This window comes from Streptomyces sp. NPDC026575, assembly GCF_055567415.1.
Genome location: NZ_JBVHQM010000027.1, coordinates 1 through 16125 on the forward strand (window position 1 = coordinate 1; position 16125 = coordinate 16125).

Annotated in this window: 12 protein-coding genes; 5 read left to right on the forward strand and 7 right to left on the reverse strand. The window is 74.1% G+C overall.

All coding sequences use genetic code 11. The features are described from left to right. Positions 1-467, reverse strand: a 467-nt coding sequence (locus ACZ4NB_RS30220; RefSeq protein WP_467666230.1) for an ABC transporter permease, incomplete at its 3' end; no start/stop codon positions are given. Positions 468-603: 136 nt separating this feature from the next. On the opposite strand from ACZ4NB_RS30220, the gene ACZ4NB_RS30225 reads away from it, so the two are divergent. Further along, the gene (locus tag ACZ4NB_RS30225) at positions 604-1224 is read left to right on the forward strand and encodes a TetR/AcrR family transcriptional regulator (RefSeq protein WP_467666231.1); all 621 of its coding nucleotides are present in this window, start codon (positions 604-606) and stop codon (positions 1222-1224) included. A gap of 403 nt (positions 1225-1627) precedes the next feature. Here the strand turns inward: ACZ4NB_RS30225 and ACZ4NB_RS30230 are convergent, their stop codons facing one another. Then, positions 1628-3973 (reverse strand): bifunctional glycosyltransferase/CDP-glycerol:glycerophosphate glycerophosphotransferase, encoded by a 2346-nt coding sequence (locus ACZ4NB_RS30230; RefSeq protein ID WP_467666232.1) that lies wholly within the window; start codon positions 3971-3973, stop codon positions 1628-1630. A 204-nt stretch (positions 3974-4177) separates the two neighbouring features. On the opposite strand from ACZ4NB_RS30230, the gene ACZ4NB_RS30235 reads away from it, so the two are divergent. Then, positions 4178-6370, forward strand: a complete 2193-nt coding sequence (locus ACZ4NB_RS30235) for a PIG-L family deacetylase (protein WP_467666233.1) — start codon at positions 4178-4180, stop codon at positions 6368-6370. Here the strand turns inward: ACZ4NB_RS30235 and ACZ4NB_RS30240 are convergent. The 3 genes from ACZ4NB_RS30240 to ACZ4NB_RS30250 are packed head-to-tail and all read right to left on the reverse strand — an operon-like array spanning position 6367 to position 10348. Beyond that, positions 6367-6774: a GtrA family protein gene (locus ACZ4NB_RS30240; protein WP_467666234.1), complete on the reverse strand. Its 408-nt coding sequence runs from the start codon at positions 6772-6774 to the stop codon at positions 6367-6369. The genes ACZ4NB_RS30235 and ACZ4NB_RS30240 overlap by 4 nt on opposite strands. After that, a complete protein-coding gene (locus ACZ4NB_RS30245; protein WP_467666235.1) occupies positions 6774-7748 on the reverse strand; it encodes a glycosyltransferase family 2 protein in 975 nt (324 codons plus the stop codon). The genes ACZ4NB_RS30240 and ACZ4NB_RS30245 overlap by 1 nt, the downstream gene beginning before the upstream one ends. Continuing rightward, positions 7745-10348 (reverse strand): YfhO family protein, encoded by a 2604-nt coding sequence (locus ACZ4NB_RS30250; RefSeq protein ID WP_467666236.1) that lies wholly within the window; start codon positions 10346-10348, stop codon positions 7745-7747. The genes ACZ4NB_RS30245 and ACZ4NB_RS30250 overlap by 4 nt, the downstream gene beginning before the upstream one ends. 188 nt (positions 10349-10536) lie before the next feature. On the opposite strand from ACZ4NB_RS30250, the gene ACZ4NB_RS30255 reads away from it, so the two are divergent. From ACZ4NB_RS30255 to ACZ4NB_RS30265, 3 genes are read left to right on the forward strand one after another with little or no spacing between them, the layout of a single operon-like run. Continuing rightward, positions 10537-12150, forward strand: coding sequence for a glycosyltransferase family 2 protein (locus ACZ4NB_RS30255; protein WP_467666237.1), 1614 nt, complete (start codon positions 10537-10539; stop codon positions 12148-12150). A 23-nt stretch (positions 12151-12173) separates the two neighbouring features. Then, the gene (locus tag ACZ4NB_RS30260; protein WP_467666238.1) at positions 12174-12446 is read left to right on the forward strand and encodes a DUF1876 domain-containing protein; all 273 of its coding nucleotides are present in this window, start codon (positions 12174-12176) and stop codon (positions 12444-12446) included. A 55-nt stretch (positions 12447-12501) separates the two neighbouring features. Beyond that, entirely contained in the window at positions 12502-13161 is a 660-nt protein-coding gene (locus ACZ4NB_RS30265; protein ID WP_467666309.1) for a class I SAM-dependent DNA methyltransferase, read from the forward strand. Between the two features lie 24 nt (positions 13162-13185). Here the strand turns inward: ACZ4NB_RS30265 and galE are convergent, their stop codons facing one another. Together galE and ACZ4NB_RS30275 are read right to left on the reverse strand one after the other, a co-directional pair. Further along, a complete protein-coding gene (galE, locus tag ACZ4NB_RS30270; protein ID WP_467666239.1) occupies positions 13186-14163 on the reverse strand; it encodes a UDP-glucose 4-epimerase GalE in 978 nt (325 codons plus the stop codon). Positions 14164-14208: 45 nt separating this feature from the next. Then, on the reverse strand, positions 14209-15858 hold the full coding sequence (locus ACZ4NB_RS30275) for a glycosyltransferase family 2 protein (protein ID WP_467666240.1): 1650 nt from the start codon (positions 15856-15858) through the stop codon (positions 14209-14211). Positions 15859-16125: the final 267 nt, after the last annotated feature.

Genomic DNA, 16125 nt, shown 5'->3' on the forward strand with positions numbered 1-16125 from the left:
AGGCAGAACGAGATCGGCAGACAGGCGCGCGGGAAGTGCAGCGCCCGCACCAGACCGAGGTTGCCCGAGATCGCCCGCGTACCGGCCATCACCGAGTTCTGCGTGAAGGTGAAGACGAAGACGCCGGTCACCAGGAACGGGACGTAGTCGGGGACGTGGTTCCTCGTGCCGAGCAGCACACCGAAGATCAGGAAGTAGACGCCGGCGTTGAGCAGCGGCGTCATCACCTGCCAGAGCTGGCCGAGCTTGGCGGTGGTGTACTGCGCCGTCAGCTTGGCGCTGGCGAACGAGGCGATGAAGTGCCGCCGGTGCCACAGCTGCCGGGTGTACTCGGCCAGCGGGGGACGGGCGCCGCTCACCGTCAGGCCGTGGCGTTCGGCCAGTGCGCGCAGCTCGGGATCGGAGGCTGCGCCGGCTCCCGGCACCCGGGCGGGCGCCGGGGCCGGGGGAGCGAGGGTCTGGGGCATGAGGGCCGCTTTCGCTTGCGTACGGGGGCCGCAGAACGGGTCCAGCGACGGAACGGGTCCGTATCGTCGCGACGCCGACACTAAAGGGAGCTCACGTCGAAACGCAACCGTAGCGTCGTGACGCTAAGCTCATGGCATGGCAAAAGAAGGCAGCGGGAGCGGGTCCGCGGCGCGCCGGGCCCCGGCGGGCGCCGCCGTACTGCGCGAGGACAAGACCGAGGCGATCCGCGCCGCGGTCTTCGAGGAGCTGGCCGCGGTGGGCTTCGCCCGGATGTCGATCGAGGGCATCGCGCGGCGGGCGGGCGTCGGCAAGACCGCCGTCTACCGGCGGTGGCGCTCCAAGCTGCACCTGGTGCTGGACGTGGTCTCCGCGGTGGCCGCCGCCGGGCTGCCGGCGCCCGACACCGGTTCGCTGCGCGGGGACGTACGGATGCTGCTGGAGGTCGCGGCCCGGGCGCTGAAACACCCGATGGCCTCGCAGATCATCCCGGACCTGCTGGCGGAGGCGGCCCGCAGCCCGGAGCTGGCGCAGGCGCTGAAGACGGCGCTGCACGAGAGCCAGGAGGGCGTGGCGGCCGCGGTGGTGGCACGGGCGGTGGAGCGCGGCGAGCTGCCGCGGGACGTCGATGCCCACCTCGCGCTGGACCTGCTGACCGGGCCGCTGTACTGGCGGCTGCTGGTCGTCCGCGACGCGCTGCCCAAGGGCTACCTCGACGCGCTGTCGGGCTCGGTGGTGGCGGCGCTCGGGGCGGAGTGAGCGGCGGCCGGGTGCGCCCCTGAGGGCTCCCGTAGGGCGGGGCCCCTAGGGCGGGGGCGAACGCATCCCGTAGGGGGTGCGAGGGCCCCCTGCGGGGCCACAACGAGGAGGGCGGGGCGGGTATTCCCGTGGGCCGCAGGCGGTAGTTCCCGTGGGCCGTGGCGGGGGCCTTGGTCTGCGGTGGGAACGGTGTGGCTCGCGGCACGAACCCGGCGGGGCCGCGCCGAGGAGGGGCAGGGCGGGTACTCCCGTGAGGCGCCCGCGTGACACGCCCCCGTGGACACGCCCCCGCGCGAAGCCCTCAACGCACCGCTGCCCCAGCCGGGAGAGCCGGCCGGGGCAGTGGTGCGTGCGGGCGTCTGTGCGTCGGCCTGCGGCGTCCGTGCGCGCAGGGCCGGTGGTCTCAGCCCGCCATCTCGACGTCCGGGCCGCCGGGGGCCGTCACGCCGTCGTCCGCCGCGGTGCGCGGGGACGGCAGCTTGACCAGGCCGGCCGCCGCGGCCGCGGCGCGCGGGGACGGGGCGACGGTGCGCTCGTCCTGCGGCAGCGGCTCGGGGAGCGTCTCCTGGCCGAGGAGGACCCGGCGCACCACGCGCTCGGCGGCGTTTCCGTCGTCCCACTGGCAGAACCGCGCGCGGAACGCGGCGCGCAGCTCGGTGGCCCGCTGGTCGTCCCAGCGGCCGCTGCGGAACGCCTCGATCAGCTCGTCCTCGGTGGTGGCGAGCACGCCGGGGGTGTCGCCCGGCTTGCCGGAGAGCAGGTCGAAGGTGACGCCGCGGGAGCGGACGTAGGTGTCCCAGTCGTCGGTGTAGTTGATGATCGGCCGGTCGAGGTTGGCGTAGTCGAACATGATCGACGAGTAGTCGGTGACCAGCGCGTCCGCGGCCAGGCACAGCTCCTCGACGACCGGGTGGCCGGAGACGTCGATCAGCGCGCCGCGCTCCTGCAGCTCCTGCAGGCCCGCGTTCTGGTCGTAGAAGTAGTGGGTGCGCACCAGCAGGACGAAGTCCTCGCCCAGCTCGCGGGAGATCTTCTCCAGGTCGAGCCGGGGCACATAGCCGACCTGGTAGTCGCGCATGGTCGGCGCGTAGAGGACGGCCGTCTTGCCGGGGGCGATGCCCAGGCGCTCGCGGATGTCCAGGACGTCCTGCGCGCCGGCGCGGTAGTAGACGTCGTTGCGGGGGTAGCCGGCGTCCACCGACTCGAAGTTGCAGGGGTAGACGCGCTCCCACTGCTCGGTGGTGTGCTGGTTGGAGGAGACCGAGTAGTCCCAGCGGTCGGCGCGGGCCAGCAGCTTGCGGAAGCTCATGCCCTTGGCGGCGGCCGGGTAGCGCTTCTGGTCGACGCCCATCGACTTCAGGGGCGTGCCGTGGTGGGTCTGCAGATGGACCTGGCCCTCGCGCTTGACCACGCCGTCGGCGAAGTTGACGTTGTTGACGAAGTACTTGGCGCGGGCCATGACCTCCCAGTAGCGCGGCGAGTTCAGCACCACGTGGTCGACGCCCTCGGGGACCTGGTCGGCCAGGTGCGCCTTGACGACCCAGACGCCGTGGACGTCGGGGGCCAGCTCCTTGGCCTTCTCGTAGATCGCCAGCGGGTTGCAGGACGGCAGGCGGTTCCAGTACGCGGAGTAGACCGCGAGCCTGTCGTCCAGGGGCTGGCGCAGCAGGGCCTGGTAGCGCAGGTCCATGGCCTTCTTCTTGGCCTGCTTGACCTTCTTGCCCGCGTGCTTGCGCACCGTGCGCTGCACCTTGCCGGCGACCTTGAGGCCGGCCAGCGCGGGGTAGGCGTCCTTGGCGAGCAGCGCGTACTTGCCGCCGGCCATGCCGGTGGGGCGGACGAAGCCGGCCGGGACCCGCATGCGGTAGTCGCGGGCGGCGCGGTGGAAGAACTCGGCCTGGGCGTTGTGCGGCAGCCGGCCGGGCTTGTCCAGCACGGTCAGGTAGTGGTCGATCATCTTGCGGAACATGTGCGGGCGCCAGCGCGACAGTTCGGGGTGCGCGTCGAGGTAGGCGAAGACCCGCGCGTACTGGTCGAAGACGTCGAAGTGCTTGCGGCTGGTGGTGCGCAGGATGTTGCCGCCCTGGCGGCGCTGGCGGTAGTGCAGGCAGACCCGGTCCAGGACGGCGATCCGCGCGGCGGTGATCAGCGTGCAGAACGTCCAGGGGGCGTCCTCGTAGTAGCCCACCGGGAACTCGAAGCCGTGCTCCTCGACGAAGTCGCGGCGGTATGCCTTGTTCCAGACGATCTGGAGCAGATCGAGGATCTCGGGGCGCTCGGCGAGCGAGAAGACCGGCGCGCCGGACTCGTCGAGCAGCTCGGCGAGCGCGTTGCGGCGGGCGGAGCCGTCCCAGTAGGTCCGCGCGTAGTCGAAGATCAGGATCTCGGGGTCGTCGGTGGCGTCCAGCCGCTGGGCCAGCGCGCTGAGCGCGCCGGGCACGAGGGTGTCGTCGCTGTCGAGGAAGAGGATGTAGTCGCCGCGGACCTTCTCCAGGCCGGCGTTGCGGGCCAGGCCCAGGCCGACGTTCTCCGGCAGGTGCAGGACCTGGACGCGGTCGTCGCGGGCGGCGTATTCGTCCAGGATGGCGCCGCTGCGGTCGGGCGAGCAGTCGTCGACGGCGATCAGCTCGAAGTCCGTGTGGTCCTGCGTCAGCACCGAGTCCATGCACTCGCGCAGGAAGCCCTGCACTCTGAATACGGGGACGATGATGCTGAAACGGGGTACGGCGTCGAGGTCTGTCTCGGACATGCGGTGCTTACTCCTCGTGGCGAGCTGAGTACAGAACGCAAAAAAGCCCCAAAGGGGTCCCTTGCATTGTCAGCCTTCTGACCCGCGTTAACCCAAAAAGGTTGTTGTTCGTAACCTGAAAGTTCTGTGGTGCTCATCACGTAAGTGGTCAAGTAGTGAACTTTCGGGCGAGCGGGATCGCCGGCCCGACCGAATACTGAGGGAGTGTCATCCGCGCCCCCGTCCCGCATCGCCCGCCGCCGGCTGCTCCAGGCCGCCGGCGGCGGAGCGCTCGCCGCGGCCGCGGGAACGGCCCTGCGCTCCTGGCGCCTGACGGACCGCCACCCGTCCGCCCCGGCCCGCCCCGGACGGATGCTGGTGGACCCCGCGGACCAGTGCTTCGTCCAGGTCATCGCGCACGCCGACGACGGACTGTTCTTCATGAACCCCGATCTGGAGCAGTCCCTGCGCTGCGGGGCGCGCTCGGTGACGGTCTGCCTCACCGGCGGCGAGGCCGACGGACGCAACGTCAGCCCGGCCGCCCTCCACCCCGGCAGCGTCCCCGAGGACCGGGCCGCCTTCGCCCGGGCCCGCACCAACGGGCTGCGCGCCGCGCACGCCGCGATGGCCACCGGCAACCCCGCCGCGCCGTGGGAGGTCGCCGCGGTGTCGCTGCTGCCCGGCTTCCAGGTGGAGGTCCACACCCTGCAGGGCGCCCCGCACCACCGGCTGGTCTTCCTCCAGCTGGTGGAGGCCCGGGCCGTATGGCAGGCCCGCACCACGAGCCTGCGCGGCCTGTGGCTGGGCGCCGCCCGCACCCTGCCCACGCTGCGGCCCGCCGGCACCCCCGTGGCGCGGCAGTTCCACTACACCCGTGACCAGGTCGTCCAGACCCTGGCAGCGGTGCTCGACCGGGTCCGGCCCACCGTCGTACGGACCCTGGACCCGAACGCGGCGCACTCCCCGAAGCGCCCGCCGGCCACCGAGGACCGCGACCCCCGGCTGGCCGGCCCGCGCTACTACGACCACCAGGACCACATCGCCTCCGCCTACTTCGCGCAGGCCGCGCTGGCCGCCCACCGGGGCGGCGCACCGCACCGCCCGGCCATCGTGGAGAACTACCTCGGCTACGAGGCCGGCGCGCTGCCCCACGACGTCGACGCCGCCACCGCCCGCCGCAAGGCCCGGGTGCTGTCCGTGTACGGCTGGGCCGACCGCCGCCGCTGCGGCGACCCGGCCGGCTGCGGCGACCGCAAGGTGGGCGGCTCGGCGCTCAGCGGCACCGCCCGCAACTGGACCCGCTCCACCCGGCTGCGCGCCCCCGGCTCCAACGCCTGGCTCCACGCCGCCCACGACGGCCGGCTCACCGCCTTCGCGGTGCTGGGCGGCGCGGCGTACCGCTGGGCCGAGACCCGGCCGGGCAGCGGCCGCTTCGGCCCGCCGCTGCCGGCCGGCGGGGAGCTGCTGCAGGGGCAGATCCACACGGTGCGCCGGTCCGACGGCGCGCTGCAGCTGTTCGCCTCCCGCACCCTGCTGCCGGGCCCTCACACCGAGCACAGCCGTGAGGTGGTGACGGCGGTGCAGCGCGGCACCGCGGCGGACGGCGGGCCCGCCTTCGGGCGCTGGGAGCCGCTGGGCTCCCCGGACCCGGACCCGGTCCGGTCGCTGGAGATCGGCTTCCCGGCGGCGGTGGCCACCCCGGACGGCGCGGTGCACGTCTTCGTACGGACCTGGGACGGCAACATCGCCCACCGCGCCGCGCCGCTCCCGGGGCCCTTCTCGCCCTGGGAGCGGCTGGAAGGCCCGGTCAGCGCGCTCCAGGCGTCCCCGGGGATCGTCGACGACATCGACGCGTGCGTGGACTCCGACGGGCTGATCCACCTGGTCGCGCCGAGCGCCCGGACCGTGCAGCACTGGGTGTCGAAGCGGGCCGGGCAGACGCCCCGGCCCGCCGCGGCCACCGGACTGCCCGGGCCGGCCGGCCCCGTCAGCGCCGTACCGCTGGCCGGCGGCGTGGTCCGGCTCGCCTACCGCCGCGCGGACACCGCGCAGGTGCTGATCGCCGAACGGCAGCGGACCATCGGCGGATGGCGGGTGTCGGCGCAGTGCGAGGCGGTCGGCGGCTACGGGCGGGTGGCGGCGGCGCCGGTCGGCGGCGGCGACCGGATGGTGCTCGCGGCCCGCGACGACGACGGCGAGCTGCGGACGGCGATGGCCCGGGACGCGCCCGAGCCCTGGCAGCGCGGCCGGGTGGCGCACTCGGCGGCCGCCGGGGCCGCCCAGGACGCCGCCGGACGCGCGGTGGTCGTCGTCCTGGGCAACGACGGCCGGCTGTATGCGACCCGCCAGACCGCCGCCGGGCAGAGCGCGCCGTTCGGGCCCTGGCGGGCCCACGGAGACCGGAGGGGCACCCCCTAGGAGCCGGCCCGGGCCGGCGGGCGCAGCAGGATGCGCCGGGAGAGCAGGTAGGTGAAGGGCAGCGCACAGCCGGCCGCCGCCAGCGGCGCCACCGTCGTGCTCACCCCCAGCCAGCTCACCAGTGCCACCAGCCCCGCGCTCTGCACCCCGTAGTTGGTGGCCTGCGTCAGCGGGAACAGCAGGAACTTCCGCCACGTCGGACGGGTGCGGTAGGTGAAGCGGGCGTTGAGGAAGAACGAGCAGACCATGCTCAGCGCGAAGCTCGCGGTGTAGGCCGCGAAGTACGGCAGCAGGCGGTGCAGCACCAGATAGCAGGCGTAGAACGTCGCCGTGTTGACCCCGCCGACGGCCGTGAAGCGCACCATCTGGCCCCAGCCGACGGCGGCCCGCTCCCCGGCGGGCATCAGCCGCTCTGCGAGCCGGCGGTGGCGGCGCCGGCCGGCTCGGGCGCCGGGGCGGCGCTGTTGCTCTCCTTGACCAGGAAGTGCGGCCGCCGCTTGGCCTCGTAGTAGATCCGCCCGATGTACTCGCCGATCAGCCCCAGCATCACCATCTGCAGCCCGCCCAGCCCCACGATGATCGCCACCAGCGTCACATACCCCGGGGCGGTGACCCCGCCGGCGACGGCCGCGCCGATGACCCACAGGGTGTAGAGCGCGGCGAGCGAGGCCAGGCCCAGCCCGGCGTAGATGGCCGCCCGCAGCGGGCGGCAGTTGAACGACAACATGCCGTCGATGCCGTAGTTGACCAGCGACCCCAGGCGCCACTTCGTCTCGCCGGCCTCCCGGGCGGCGTTGCGGTAGTCGAAGGTGATGGTGTCGAAGCCGATCCAGGAGAACAGGCCCTTGGAGAAGCGGTTGTACTCCGGCAGCGACAGCAGCGCGTCCACGGCCTTGCGGGACAGCAGCCGGAAGTCGCCCACGCCGTCGGCGAGTTCGACCTCGACCCAGTTGTTGACGGCACGGTAGTACAGCCGGCTGAGCGCGGTCCGCAGCCGCCGGTCGCCGTCCCGGCTGCGCCGGGCGACGACCTGGTCGTGGCCGAGCTGGTAGAGGTCGAGCATCTTCTCCACGAGCGGTGGCGGATGCTGCAGATCCGCGTCCATGATGATCACCGCGTCGCCGGTGGCGGCCCGCAGGCCGGCCAGTATCGCGGGCTCCTTGCCGAAGTTGCGGCTGAAGGACAGGTAGCGGGTGGTGCCGCGGTGCTGCTGGGCGAGGCCGCGGAGTCGGGCCAGGGTGCCGTCGGTGCTGCCGTCGTCGACGTAGACCAGTTCGTAGGGGACGGCGAGGCGCTCCAGGACCGCGCGGATCGCGGCGTCGAAGCGGCCGAGCACGGCCTCCTCGTTGTAGCAGGGGACGACGACGGACAGCCTCATCGGCCAACCTCCTGGTGGGAGTGAAGCCGTGGGCGGCTCCGTAGACGTCCCCCGAGCGCGACCATGGCCAGCGCCAGCGCGGCCGCGCCGCTCGCCGCCAGCCCCGGCTTCAGGCCCGGCGGTTCGTACGCGCACGTCAGCCGCCGGGCCCCGGAGCCCAGCGGGACGGCCAGCAGCCCGCCGAACGACGACGGGGCCCCCAGCGGCCCGCCGTCCACCGAGCAGCCCCACCCCGCGACGGCCGGCACCGCCAGCACCGCGTGCCCCTTGCTGCCCCGGGGCAGCAAGGCCGTCAGGGCGTGCCCGCCGGCCGTCAGTTCGCGCGGCCCCCGCAGGGCGCGCACCGCCGCCGCGAGCCGGGCCCGCGACAGGCACCCCAGGGCGTGCTCGGGCACCAGCTGGCGGCCCCGGCCGGTGAAGCGCACCACGACCGTGCCGTCGGCGGGCACCCGGCCCAGCGTCCGCACCGGATTGGCGGTGCGGTCCCGGGCGCCGATGCCCTTGGTGTGCCGGCCCAGCCCGTCGACCTGCCCGAAGAACCACGGCGCGGACCATACGACGGTGCCGCCCGGGGCGCACCGGGCCCGGAAGGCGGTGCCCGCGCCCCCGTGGTCCGCCGCGTCCGGCAGCAGCCAGCCGCCGGGGGCGGGCGCCGGGGCCGGGCCCGCGGCGGGCGCCAGGTCCGGCACCTCGTAGACCCGGGCGCCCAGCATCCGCTCCTGGCGGGCGAAGACACCCCGCTCGCCGGTGAGCGGACCCGGCAGCCGGTCGCGGACGGTCAGCAGCGGGGCCCAGGGCCGTGCGCGGTGCGCCACGAACGGCCGGCGGCGGTCCGGGCCCGGCGACAGATAGCTGCCCACACCCATGATCGCCTGCCCCACCGGGTCCTCGAAGCTCAGCGTGTGACGGCCCCTCATGTACCAGCCCGCGCCCAGGTCGCGCAGCGCGCGGGCGGTGGCCGCGGGCACATAGCTGCTGTAGTACGAGCCGCCCTCGCCGCCGATCAGCAGTGGATCGTTGTTGGCGAACTCGTGCGGGCCGGGGTCGGTGCGCCCGCGCGGCCAGTCGCCGCGCGCAGCCAGTACGTCCCGGGCCGCCAGCGACACCGGGTCCAGCGTGGGCTTGGGCCGGAACCACGCGATCTTGTCCCGTACCGCCGTCACCGAGAAGGCCGTGTACGCCGAGGTGAGCAGGACGGCGGCGGTCAGCGCGGCGGTGGCGGCCCGGCGCGCACCGGGCGCGCGCAGCGCCGCGAGCGCGCCCAGCCCCAGGAGGATCGCACCGCCCCCGCCGGCCACCAGGATCCAGGTCGCGGTGCCGGCCGCCCCCTGGTCGCGGCTCAGCCACGCCAGCAGCGCGACCAGCGCCCCGCCCGCGGCCAGTTCGCCGATCCGCGGGCGGTGCGCGAGCGCGAGCCAGGAGATCATCACCAGGATGCCGCTGAGCACGAAGGCGGCCCGGTAGGGACTGCCGTTGGGCAGCGCGAAGCCGTGCCACAGCAGGATCGCCGGCTCCCAGACGAACGAGGCGCCCACGCCCGCCGCCAGGGCGTACCAGCCGATCCGCACCCGCGCCGGCACCCCGCGCACGAACGGGAACGCGGCGAGCAGCAGCAGCCCCGCCACCCCGATGGAGACATTGGGCGCCGGCGCCCCGCCGTGGCCGCCGGGCAGCAGCTGCGCCAACTGGTAGAGCGGGGCCGGCCGGTCGCCGTAGCGGGCCTCGGGCGCCGGCTGGGCGGCCCGGCTGGCCTCCAGCGAGACGGTCAGCACCGGCGCCGCGAGCAGGATGCCGCATGCCGCCATGGACACCGCCCGGGCCAGCGCCCGCAGCCGGTCGGCCGCGGCCGTCCCCGGCGCCGTCAGCAGCCGCAGCCCGAACACCAGGGCCGTCGCCAGGGTCGCCATCGCCGCCGTGTAGAAGTTCCCCGCCCAGGCCAGCGCGACCAGCCCGGTGCCGGCCGCCCAGCGGGTCCGGCGCAGGCACCACTCCGCCGCGATCCCGGTCATCGGCAGCGCGACCAGCCCCCACATCCACATCGGATCGGCGAACCCGTCGTTCAGCACCCAGGCGCACAGCCCGTACCCCACCGACACCAGCGCCCGCAGCACTCCGGGGCCCGGGTGCAGCCGCCCCAGGAAGACGGTCATCAAGGCGGCGGCCAGGCCGATGCTCAGCAGCGTGACCAGGAAGACCGGCAGATCGGTCAGCTCGCGGGGGAAGAGCCCGACCAGCCAGGAGAACGGGTTCATCAGATACGTGAAGAAGTCCGCGAGGAACGGGACGCCGTAGCCGCTGCTCCAGTTGAAGAACAGGTCCCCGGTGGTGTGGCCGTGCAGCAGGTCCCACAGCCGGGCGTGGAAGGGCACGAACTGGTTGCCCAGGTCGTTGACGGCCCGGGAGCGCGGCCCGAAGGGGTAGCTGCCGTAGAGGGCCAGCGCCAGGCAGTACGCCCCCATGGACAGCACCGCCGCGAGCCCCGGCGCGGCCAGCCGGCCCAGGGCCCCGCGCACCGGGTCCGGGTGTCCACTCGGGGGAAGGGGCCGGGCGACCTCCCGGGGCCGGAGGGCCTGTTGCGGGGTGGCGGGCGTCGGAGCCACCGGCACTCCTCCACACTCGGCGAACATTCACTCAACGTTATATGTCTTAATAGTCCGTTTCGCTCCGTTGGGACGCGGGGCTTTCGGGGGATTGCCCCCGCATGCGAGGCGGTACGGGACCACACGACGCGAACACGCCGGGCCGGACCCCGGCCGACCGCGACGACACCGACCGACGAAAGGGCGCCATGCCGGCATCCGACGACACCGCGGCCGCGGCCACCGCCGGGCCGCCCACCGTCTCCGTGGTCATACCGGTGCACAACACCCGGCCCTACCTCGACCGCAGCCTCGGCTCGGTCTTCGCCCAGACCCTCGACCCCCGCCGCATCCAGGTGATCGCGGTCGACGACGGCTCCACCGACGGCAGCGCCCAGTACCTCGCCGAACGCGCCCGCCACCACCCCAACCTGACGGTCGTCCACCAGCCGGCCTCCGGCGGCGCCGGCCGCCCCCGCAACGTCGGCCTCGCCCGCGCCACCGGCGACTACCTCTTCTTCCTCGACTCCGACGACCACCTCGGCACCGAGGCACTGGCCCGGCTCACCCGCATGGCCCAGACCCACGACTCCGACATCGTCTACGGCCGCATCGTCGGCGCCGACGGCCGGGCCGCCCCCGTCGACCTGCGCACCACCGCCGCCGCCGTCACCCCCTTCGACTCCCCGGTCTACTGGACCCTGGCCGCCTACAAGCTCTTTCGCCGCTCCTTCGTCGAACACCACCGGCTGCGCTTCACCGAAGGCCGCCTCCTGGCCGAGGACCTCCCCTTCGGGATCACCGCCCTGCTGCGCGCCCGCACCGTCTCCGTCGTCGCCGACTACGACTGCTACTACCTCCACGGCCGGCCCGACGACAGCAACGCCAGCCGCCAGGACACCGACTGGTGCGAGTACCTCGACTACATCGGCGGCGTCCTCGCCGGCGTCGCCGCCGAAGTCCCGCCCGGCCCGGACCGCGACACCCTGATGGTCCGCCACTTCCACGGCGAGATCCTCATGCCCTTCGCGGCCCCCTACCTCGCCCGCGACCCGGCCGGCCGCCGCGCCATGGCCGCCGCCGCCCGCCCCCTCGTCGACCGCTACCTCACCGACCGGGTCCTGGCCGCCCTGCCGCCCGGCCTCCGCCTGCGCGCCCACTGCCTGCGCGGCGCACTCGACGACGAACTGACCGCCGTCGTCCGCGCCGACACCACCGCCCCGCCGCAGCCGCCGCACATCGACACCGACGGACGGGTCTTCGCCCGCTACCCCTACTTCCGCGACCCCGACCGGGCCCTGCCCGACACCTGCTACGACCTCACCGACCGCATGGTGCTGCGCCAGCGGCTGACCGGCTGGCGGTGGAGCGGCGGCGCGGTCCGGCTGCGCGGCACCGCCGCCCTGCCCCACCTCGGCGGCGGCGCCGTCGAGATCCTGCTGCACGGCAGCGGCGGCCACTACCGCCTACCGGCCCGCTGCGAGGGCGAGCACTGGCGGGCCGAGGTCGACCCGGCGACCGCGGCCGACGGCCGTCCGCTGCCCGACGGCACCTGGGGACTCAAGGTCGCCGTCACCGCACACGGCAGCGCCGGCACCACCGGACCCGCCCTGCGGCGCGAGGCATGGCTCGTACCGGAGACACCGGCCGGCCCCGCCACCCCGCCGGACGGCCGGGACGCCGCCGGCCTCGCACCGCGGACCGTCGCCCGCGGCCCGGCCGGCCCCGCCGTCGCCACCCTCTTTTGCTCCCGGCCGCACGGCCACCTCCACCTCCACCTGGGCACACCGTGCGCCGGTCCGCCGCCGGGCGCACTCTGGTAACAGCGGTTTCGGAGGTGATCGCGATGTTGCAGACCGCTGTCGGATGGCATGTAGAGCTGGAATTCGAGGAGGACACCCACCGCACCCGCGCCGCCGCGCTCGTACGGCTCCCCGACGGGACCGAGGTCCGCGCGCACGGGTACGCCAGCCGCCACCCCGCCGACACCAACCAGCCGAGGGTCGGCGAAGAGGTCGCGGGAGCCAGAGCGCTCAACGAACTGGCGATGAAGCTGCTGACGAAGGCACACGACGAGATCGACGAGGCGTCGGGCCGGACCTCGCACCCGCTGACCTGACCCACCGAGCCGCGGCACCCCGCCCGCACCCCGCGGAGTAGGGTGCCCGGCCATGATCGAAGAACCGGAGTTCCTGACCGACACCCGCACCTTCTACGACACCATCGCCGCCGACTACGCCGAGCACTTCCGCGACGCCATGGCCACCAGGCACTGGGACCTGGCCGTGCTCGCCGCATTCGCCGCGACCGTGCGGGCCGAGGACGCCGGGCCCGTCGCCGACCTCGGCTGCGGTCCCGGCTGGGTCACCGCGCACCTCGACGCCCTGGGCCTGCCCGTCTCCGGCGTCGACCTGTCCCCCGAGATGGTGGTCCTCGCCCGGCGGGAGTACCCCGGCCTGCGCTTCGACGTCGGCTCGATGCTCGACCTGGACCTGCCGGACGGCTCCCTCGGCGGCATCGTCGCCTGGTACTCGATCATCCACACACCCCTGGAGCGGCTCCCGGAGCTGTTCGCCGCGCTCCACCGGAAGCTCGCCCCGGGCGGCCATCTGCTCGTCGCCTTCCAGGCCGGCGACGAGCCGCTGCACCTGGCACGGCCCTTCGGCCACCCCGTCTCGCTCGACTTCCGCAGGCGGCAGCCCGACCGGATAGCCGAACTGCTGGCGGGCGCCGGGCTGGACGTACGGTCCCGGCTGCTGCGCGAGCCGGAGGAGGCGCTGGGGGAGTCGGCCCCGCAGGCGTACCTCACCGCCCGCAAACCCGCCGCCGGCTGACCGCACCGGCGGCGGGATGCCGCCTCAGCCCTGCGGGTGGTGGTGGAGCCACCCCGCCCACGCCGAAGTGATCATGTCGCGGACGTCGTGGTGCGCCTTCCAGCCCAGCTCCGCGCCGATCCGGTCGGCGGCCGCCACCACCCGGGCCGGGTCGCCGGCGCGCCGCGGGGTCACCTCGGGGACGACGCCCTCATAGCCGGTGATCTCGGTGATCAGGCCGATCAGCTCGCGCACCGAGACGCCCTCGCCCCGGCCGATGTTCAGCGTCAGATCACGTACCGGGCCCGGCTCGGCGAGCTTGCGGGCGGCCGCCACATGGGCGTCGGCGAGGTCGGCGACATGGATGTAGTCGCGGATGCAGGTGCCGTCGGGGGTGTCGTAGTCGTCGCCGAAGATCCGCGGCGCGGCGCCCTCGGTGAGCTTCTCGAACACCATCGGCACGATGTTGAACACACCGGTGTCGGCCAACTCGGGAGTGGCCGCGCCGGCGACGTTGAAGTAGCGCAGACAGGCCGTGCTGATGCCGTGCGCCCGGCCCGCCGCACGGGCCATCCACTCGCCCACCAGCTTGGTCTCGCCGTAGGGGTTGATCGGCGCGCAGGGCGTGTCCTCGGTGACCAGGTCGACGTCCGGCATGCCGTAGACGGCGGCGGAGGAGGAGAACACGAAGCGGCCCACGCCGCCCGCGGCCATCGCCTCCAGCAGCGTCTGCAGACCGTGCACGTTCTCCCGGTAGTACAGCAGCGGCATCTCCACGGACTCGCCGACCTGCTTCTTGGCGGCCAGATGCACCACATCGGTCACGCCGTGCGCGGCGATCGTCTCGTCGAGCAGGGCGCGGTTGAGGGTCGAGCCGACGACCAGCGGGACGCCCTCGGGCAGCCGGGCGGCCACGCCCGTCGTCAGGTCGTCCAGCACCACGACCCGCTCCCCCGCCTGCCGCAGGGCCCGTACGACATGGGAGCCGATATAGCCGGCACCACCCGTGATCAAGTAAGACATAGCGCCAATCCTAGGCTCGGGGTCGGACAACGAAAGGGGCGGCGCTCAGCGGCGCAGCCGGCGGGCGGCGATCCGCCACACGCTGCGCAGCCCCGACGCGACCCGCAGTGACAGCGCGCCGCCGGTCGTCGCATACGGCTGCACCAGCAGCACGGCATGCCGCCGGCTGGGCAGGACCCGGCGCCGCAGCCCCGGCCCGGTGGCCCGCAGAGCGGCCCGGAAACCGGCGCCGTCGGCACAGCTGACCTGCGCCATCAGATCCCACGGCTCGGGATCGGCACGGCCGCTGCCGCGCTCGGCCAGCGCCTCTATGTCCAGCACGACCTCCGCCGACCAGCAGGTCTCCGCCCCGGCGACGCCCGCCGCGGGCGTCAGCGCCGCGGTGTGGACCGGGCCGCGGCGGTCGTCGCGCCGCCGCCGCAGCTCGACGTCGATGCTCTCCGGACCGGCCGCCGCCAGCCGCCCGTACAGATCATGGACCCGCAGCCGCAGCACACCGCGGCCGGCCACCACCGGCTCCGCGTCCACCGTCACCGGCAGCCGGTGCAGCGGCTTGGTGCCGATCGCCTCCAGCTCGATCCCCGGAAGGTCCGCCGACCACACCGCCCGCCCGTCGGCCTCCGCGTACGGCGGCAGCAGCCGGCCGGGCCGCCCCGCCAGCTGCGTGAGCCGGTCCAGGTCGCGCGGAACGGGGGAGGCCAGCACGACCCGGGCCAGCCAGCGGGCCGGGGCCCGCGCCGCCCGCAGCTCCGCCTCGTCGAAGCCCGCCAGATAGTCGCGGGTCAGCCGCCACCACTCCGCGCGGTAGTCGCCGCCGCGGGTGTGCAGCTCGCGGACGTACATCCGCAGATCGTGATCGAGGAACTTGGTGGCCGCGGCCTGCGCCAGCGCCTTGTGCCCGGCGTCCAGGAAGATCCGCACGCTGGTGCGGTGCGCCTCGATCCGCGCCTGCCAGTTGGCGACGTCCTTGCGGTCCAGGGAGATCGACTGCTTGGCGGCCGAGCGGCGCACATGCCAGATGTAGACGCTGTCGGGGATGGTCGCGATCCGCGGCGCCGCCGCCAGCACCCGGGCGGTGAAGACGAAGTCCTCGTAGGTGAAGCGGCCCTCGGGGAAGACGATGCCGTGCTCGGCCAGGAACGCCCGGTCGTAGAGCTTGTTGACGCACAGGGTGTCGCGGACCAGCTGGGGACTGGACGCGGCCGGCTCGTGCACCGCCGCCTCGCGGTAGAGCGCCGGCAGCCAGGGGATGTCCCGCCGCGCCGGCAGCTCACGGCGCACACAGGCCCCCGCCGCCACCGGCGCGTCGTGCTCCAGCGCGGCGGCCAGCAGCGCCCGCGCCGCGCCCGGCGGCAGCACGTCGTCGCTGTCCAGGAACATCACGAACCGCCCCGTGGCGGCGCGCAGACCGTCGTTGCGGGGAGTGCCGCAGCCGCCGCTGTTCTCGCTGCGGTGGACGACCCGCAGCCGCGGCTCGGTACGGGCGAGGGCGTCCAGGGCGGCGCCGGTGCCGTCGGTGGAGGCGTCGTTCACCGCGATCACCTCGGCGGCCGTCTCCCCGGGTGTCTCCTGCGCGAGCGCCGAGCGCACCGCATCGCCGACATGGACGGCATCGTTGAAGGCGATGACGACGATGCTGACCTGCGCGGATGGCGTGATGGTGGGCCCTGGCTGAGGCTCTAGGGCTTCTTTCACAGTCACTAAATCTACATTTCGTGTCGACAGCATCACTTGGCGCGAGCGGGGTCCGTACCCATATCCGATGGGTCAGAGGGCGAATCCCGCCGAGCGGTTGCACCCGCCGCCTCGGTTTTCCGCCTCATTGCCATCCCATGACCGGACGGAGTCGGGAGCCGGGTGTACGGACGCCCGTGAGGGAACCCGCACATGCTGTAACGACGCGAACGCCGTGCGATGCCGATCCGCGTGCCCTCACCTTGCCGCGCACCGGCCCGCCCACCG

Coding starts and splice junctions, on each gene's coding strand:
- ACZ4NB_RS30225 (WP_467666231.1), top strand. CDS start 604: ATGGCAAAAGAAGGCAGCGGGAGCGGGTCCGCGGCGCGCCGGGCCCCG.
- ACZ4NB_RS30230 (WP_467666232.1), bottom strand. CDS start 3,973: ATGTCCGAGACAGACCTCGACGCCGTACCCCGTTTCAGCATCATCGTC.
- ACZ4NB_RS30240 (WP_467666234.1), bottom strand. CDS start 6,774: ATGCCCGCCGGGGAGCGGGCCGCCGTCGGCTGGGGCCAGATGGTGCGC.
- ACZ4NB_RS30245 (WP_467666235.1), bottom strand. CDS start 7,748: ATGAGGCTGTCCGTCGTCGTCCCCTGCTACAACGAGGAGGCCGTGCTC.
- ACZ4NB_RS30255 (WP_467666237.1), top strand. CDS start 10,537: ATGCCGGCATCCGACGACACCGCGGCCGCGGCCACCGCCGGGCCGCCC.
- ACZ4NB_RS30260 (WP_467666238.1), top strand. CDS start 12,174: ATGTTGCAGACCGCTGTCGGATGGCATGTAGAGCTGGAATTCGAGGAG.
- galE (WP_467666239.1), bottom strand. CDS start 14,163: ATGTCTTACTTGATCACGGGTGGTGCCGGCTATATCGGCTCCCATGTC.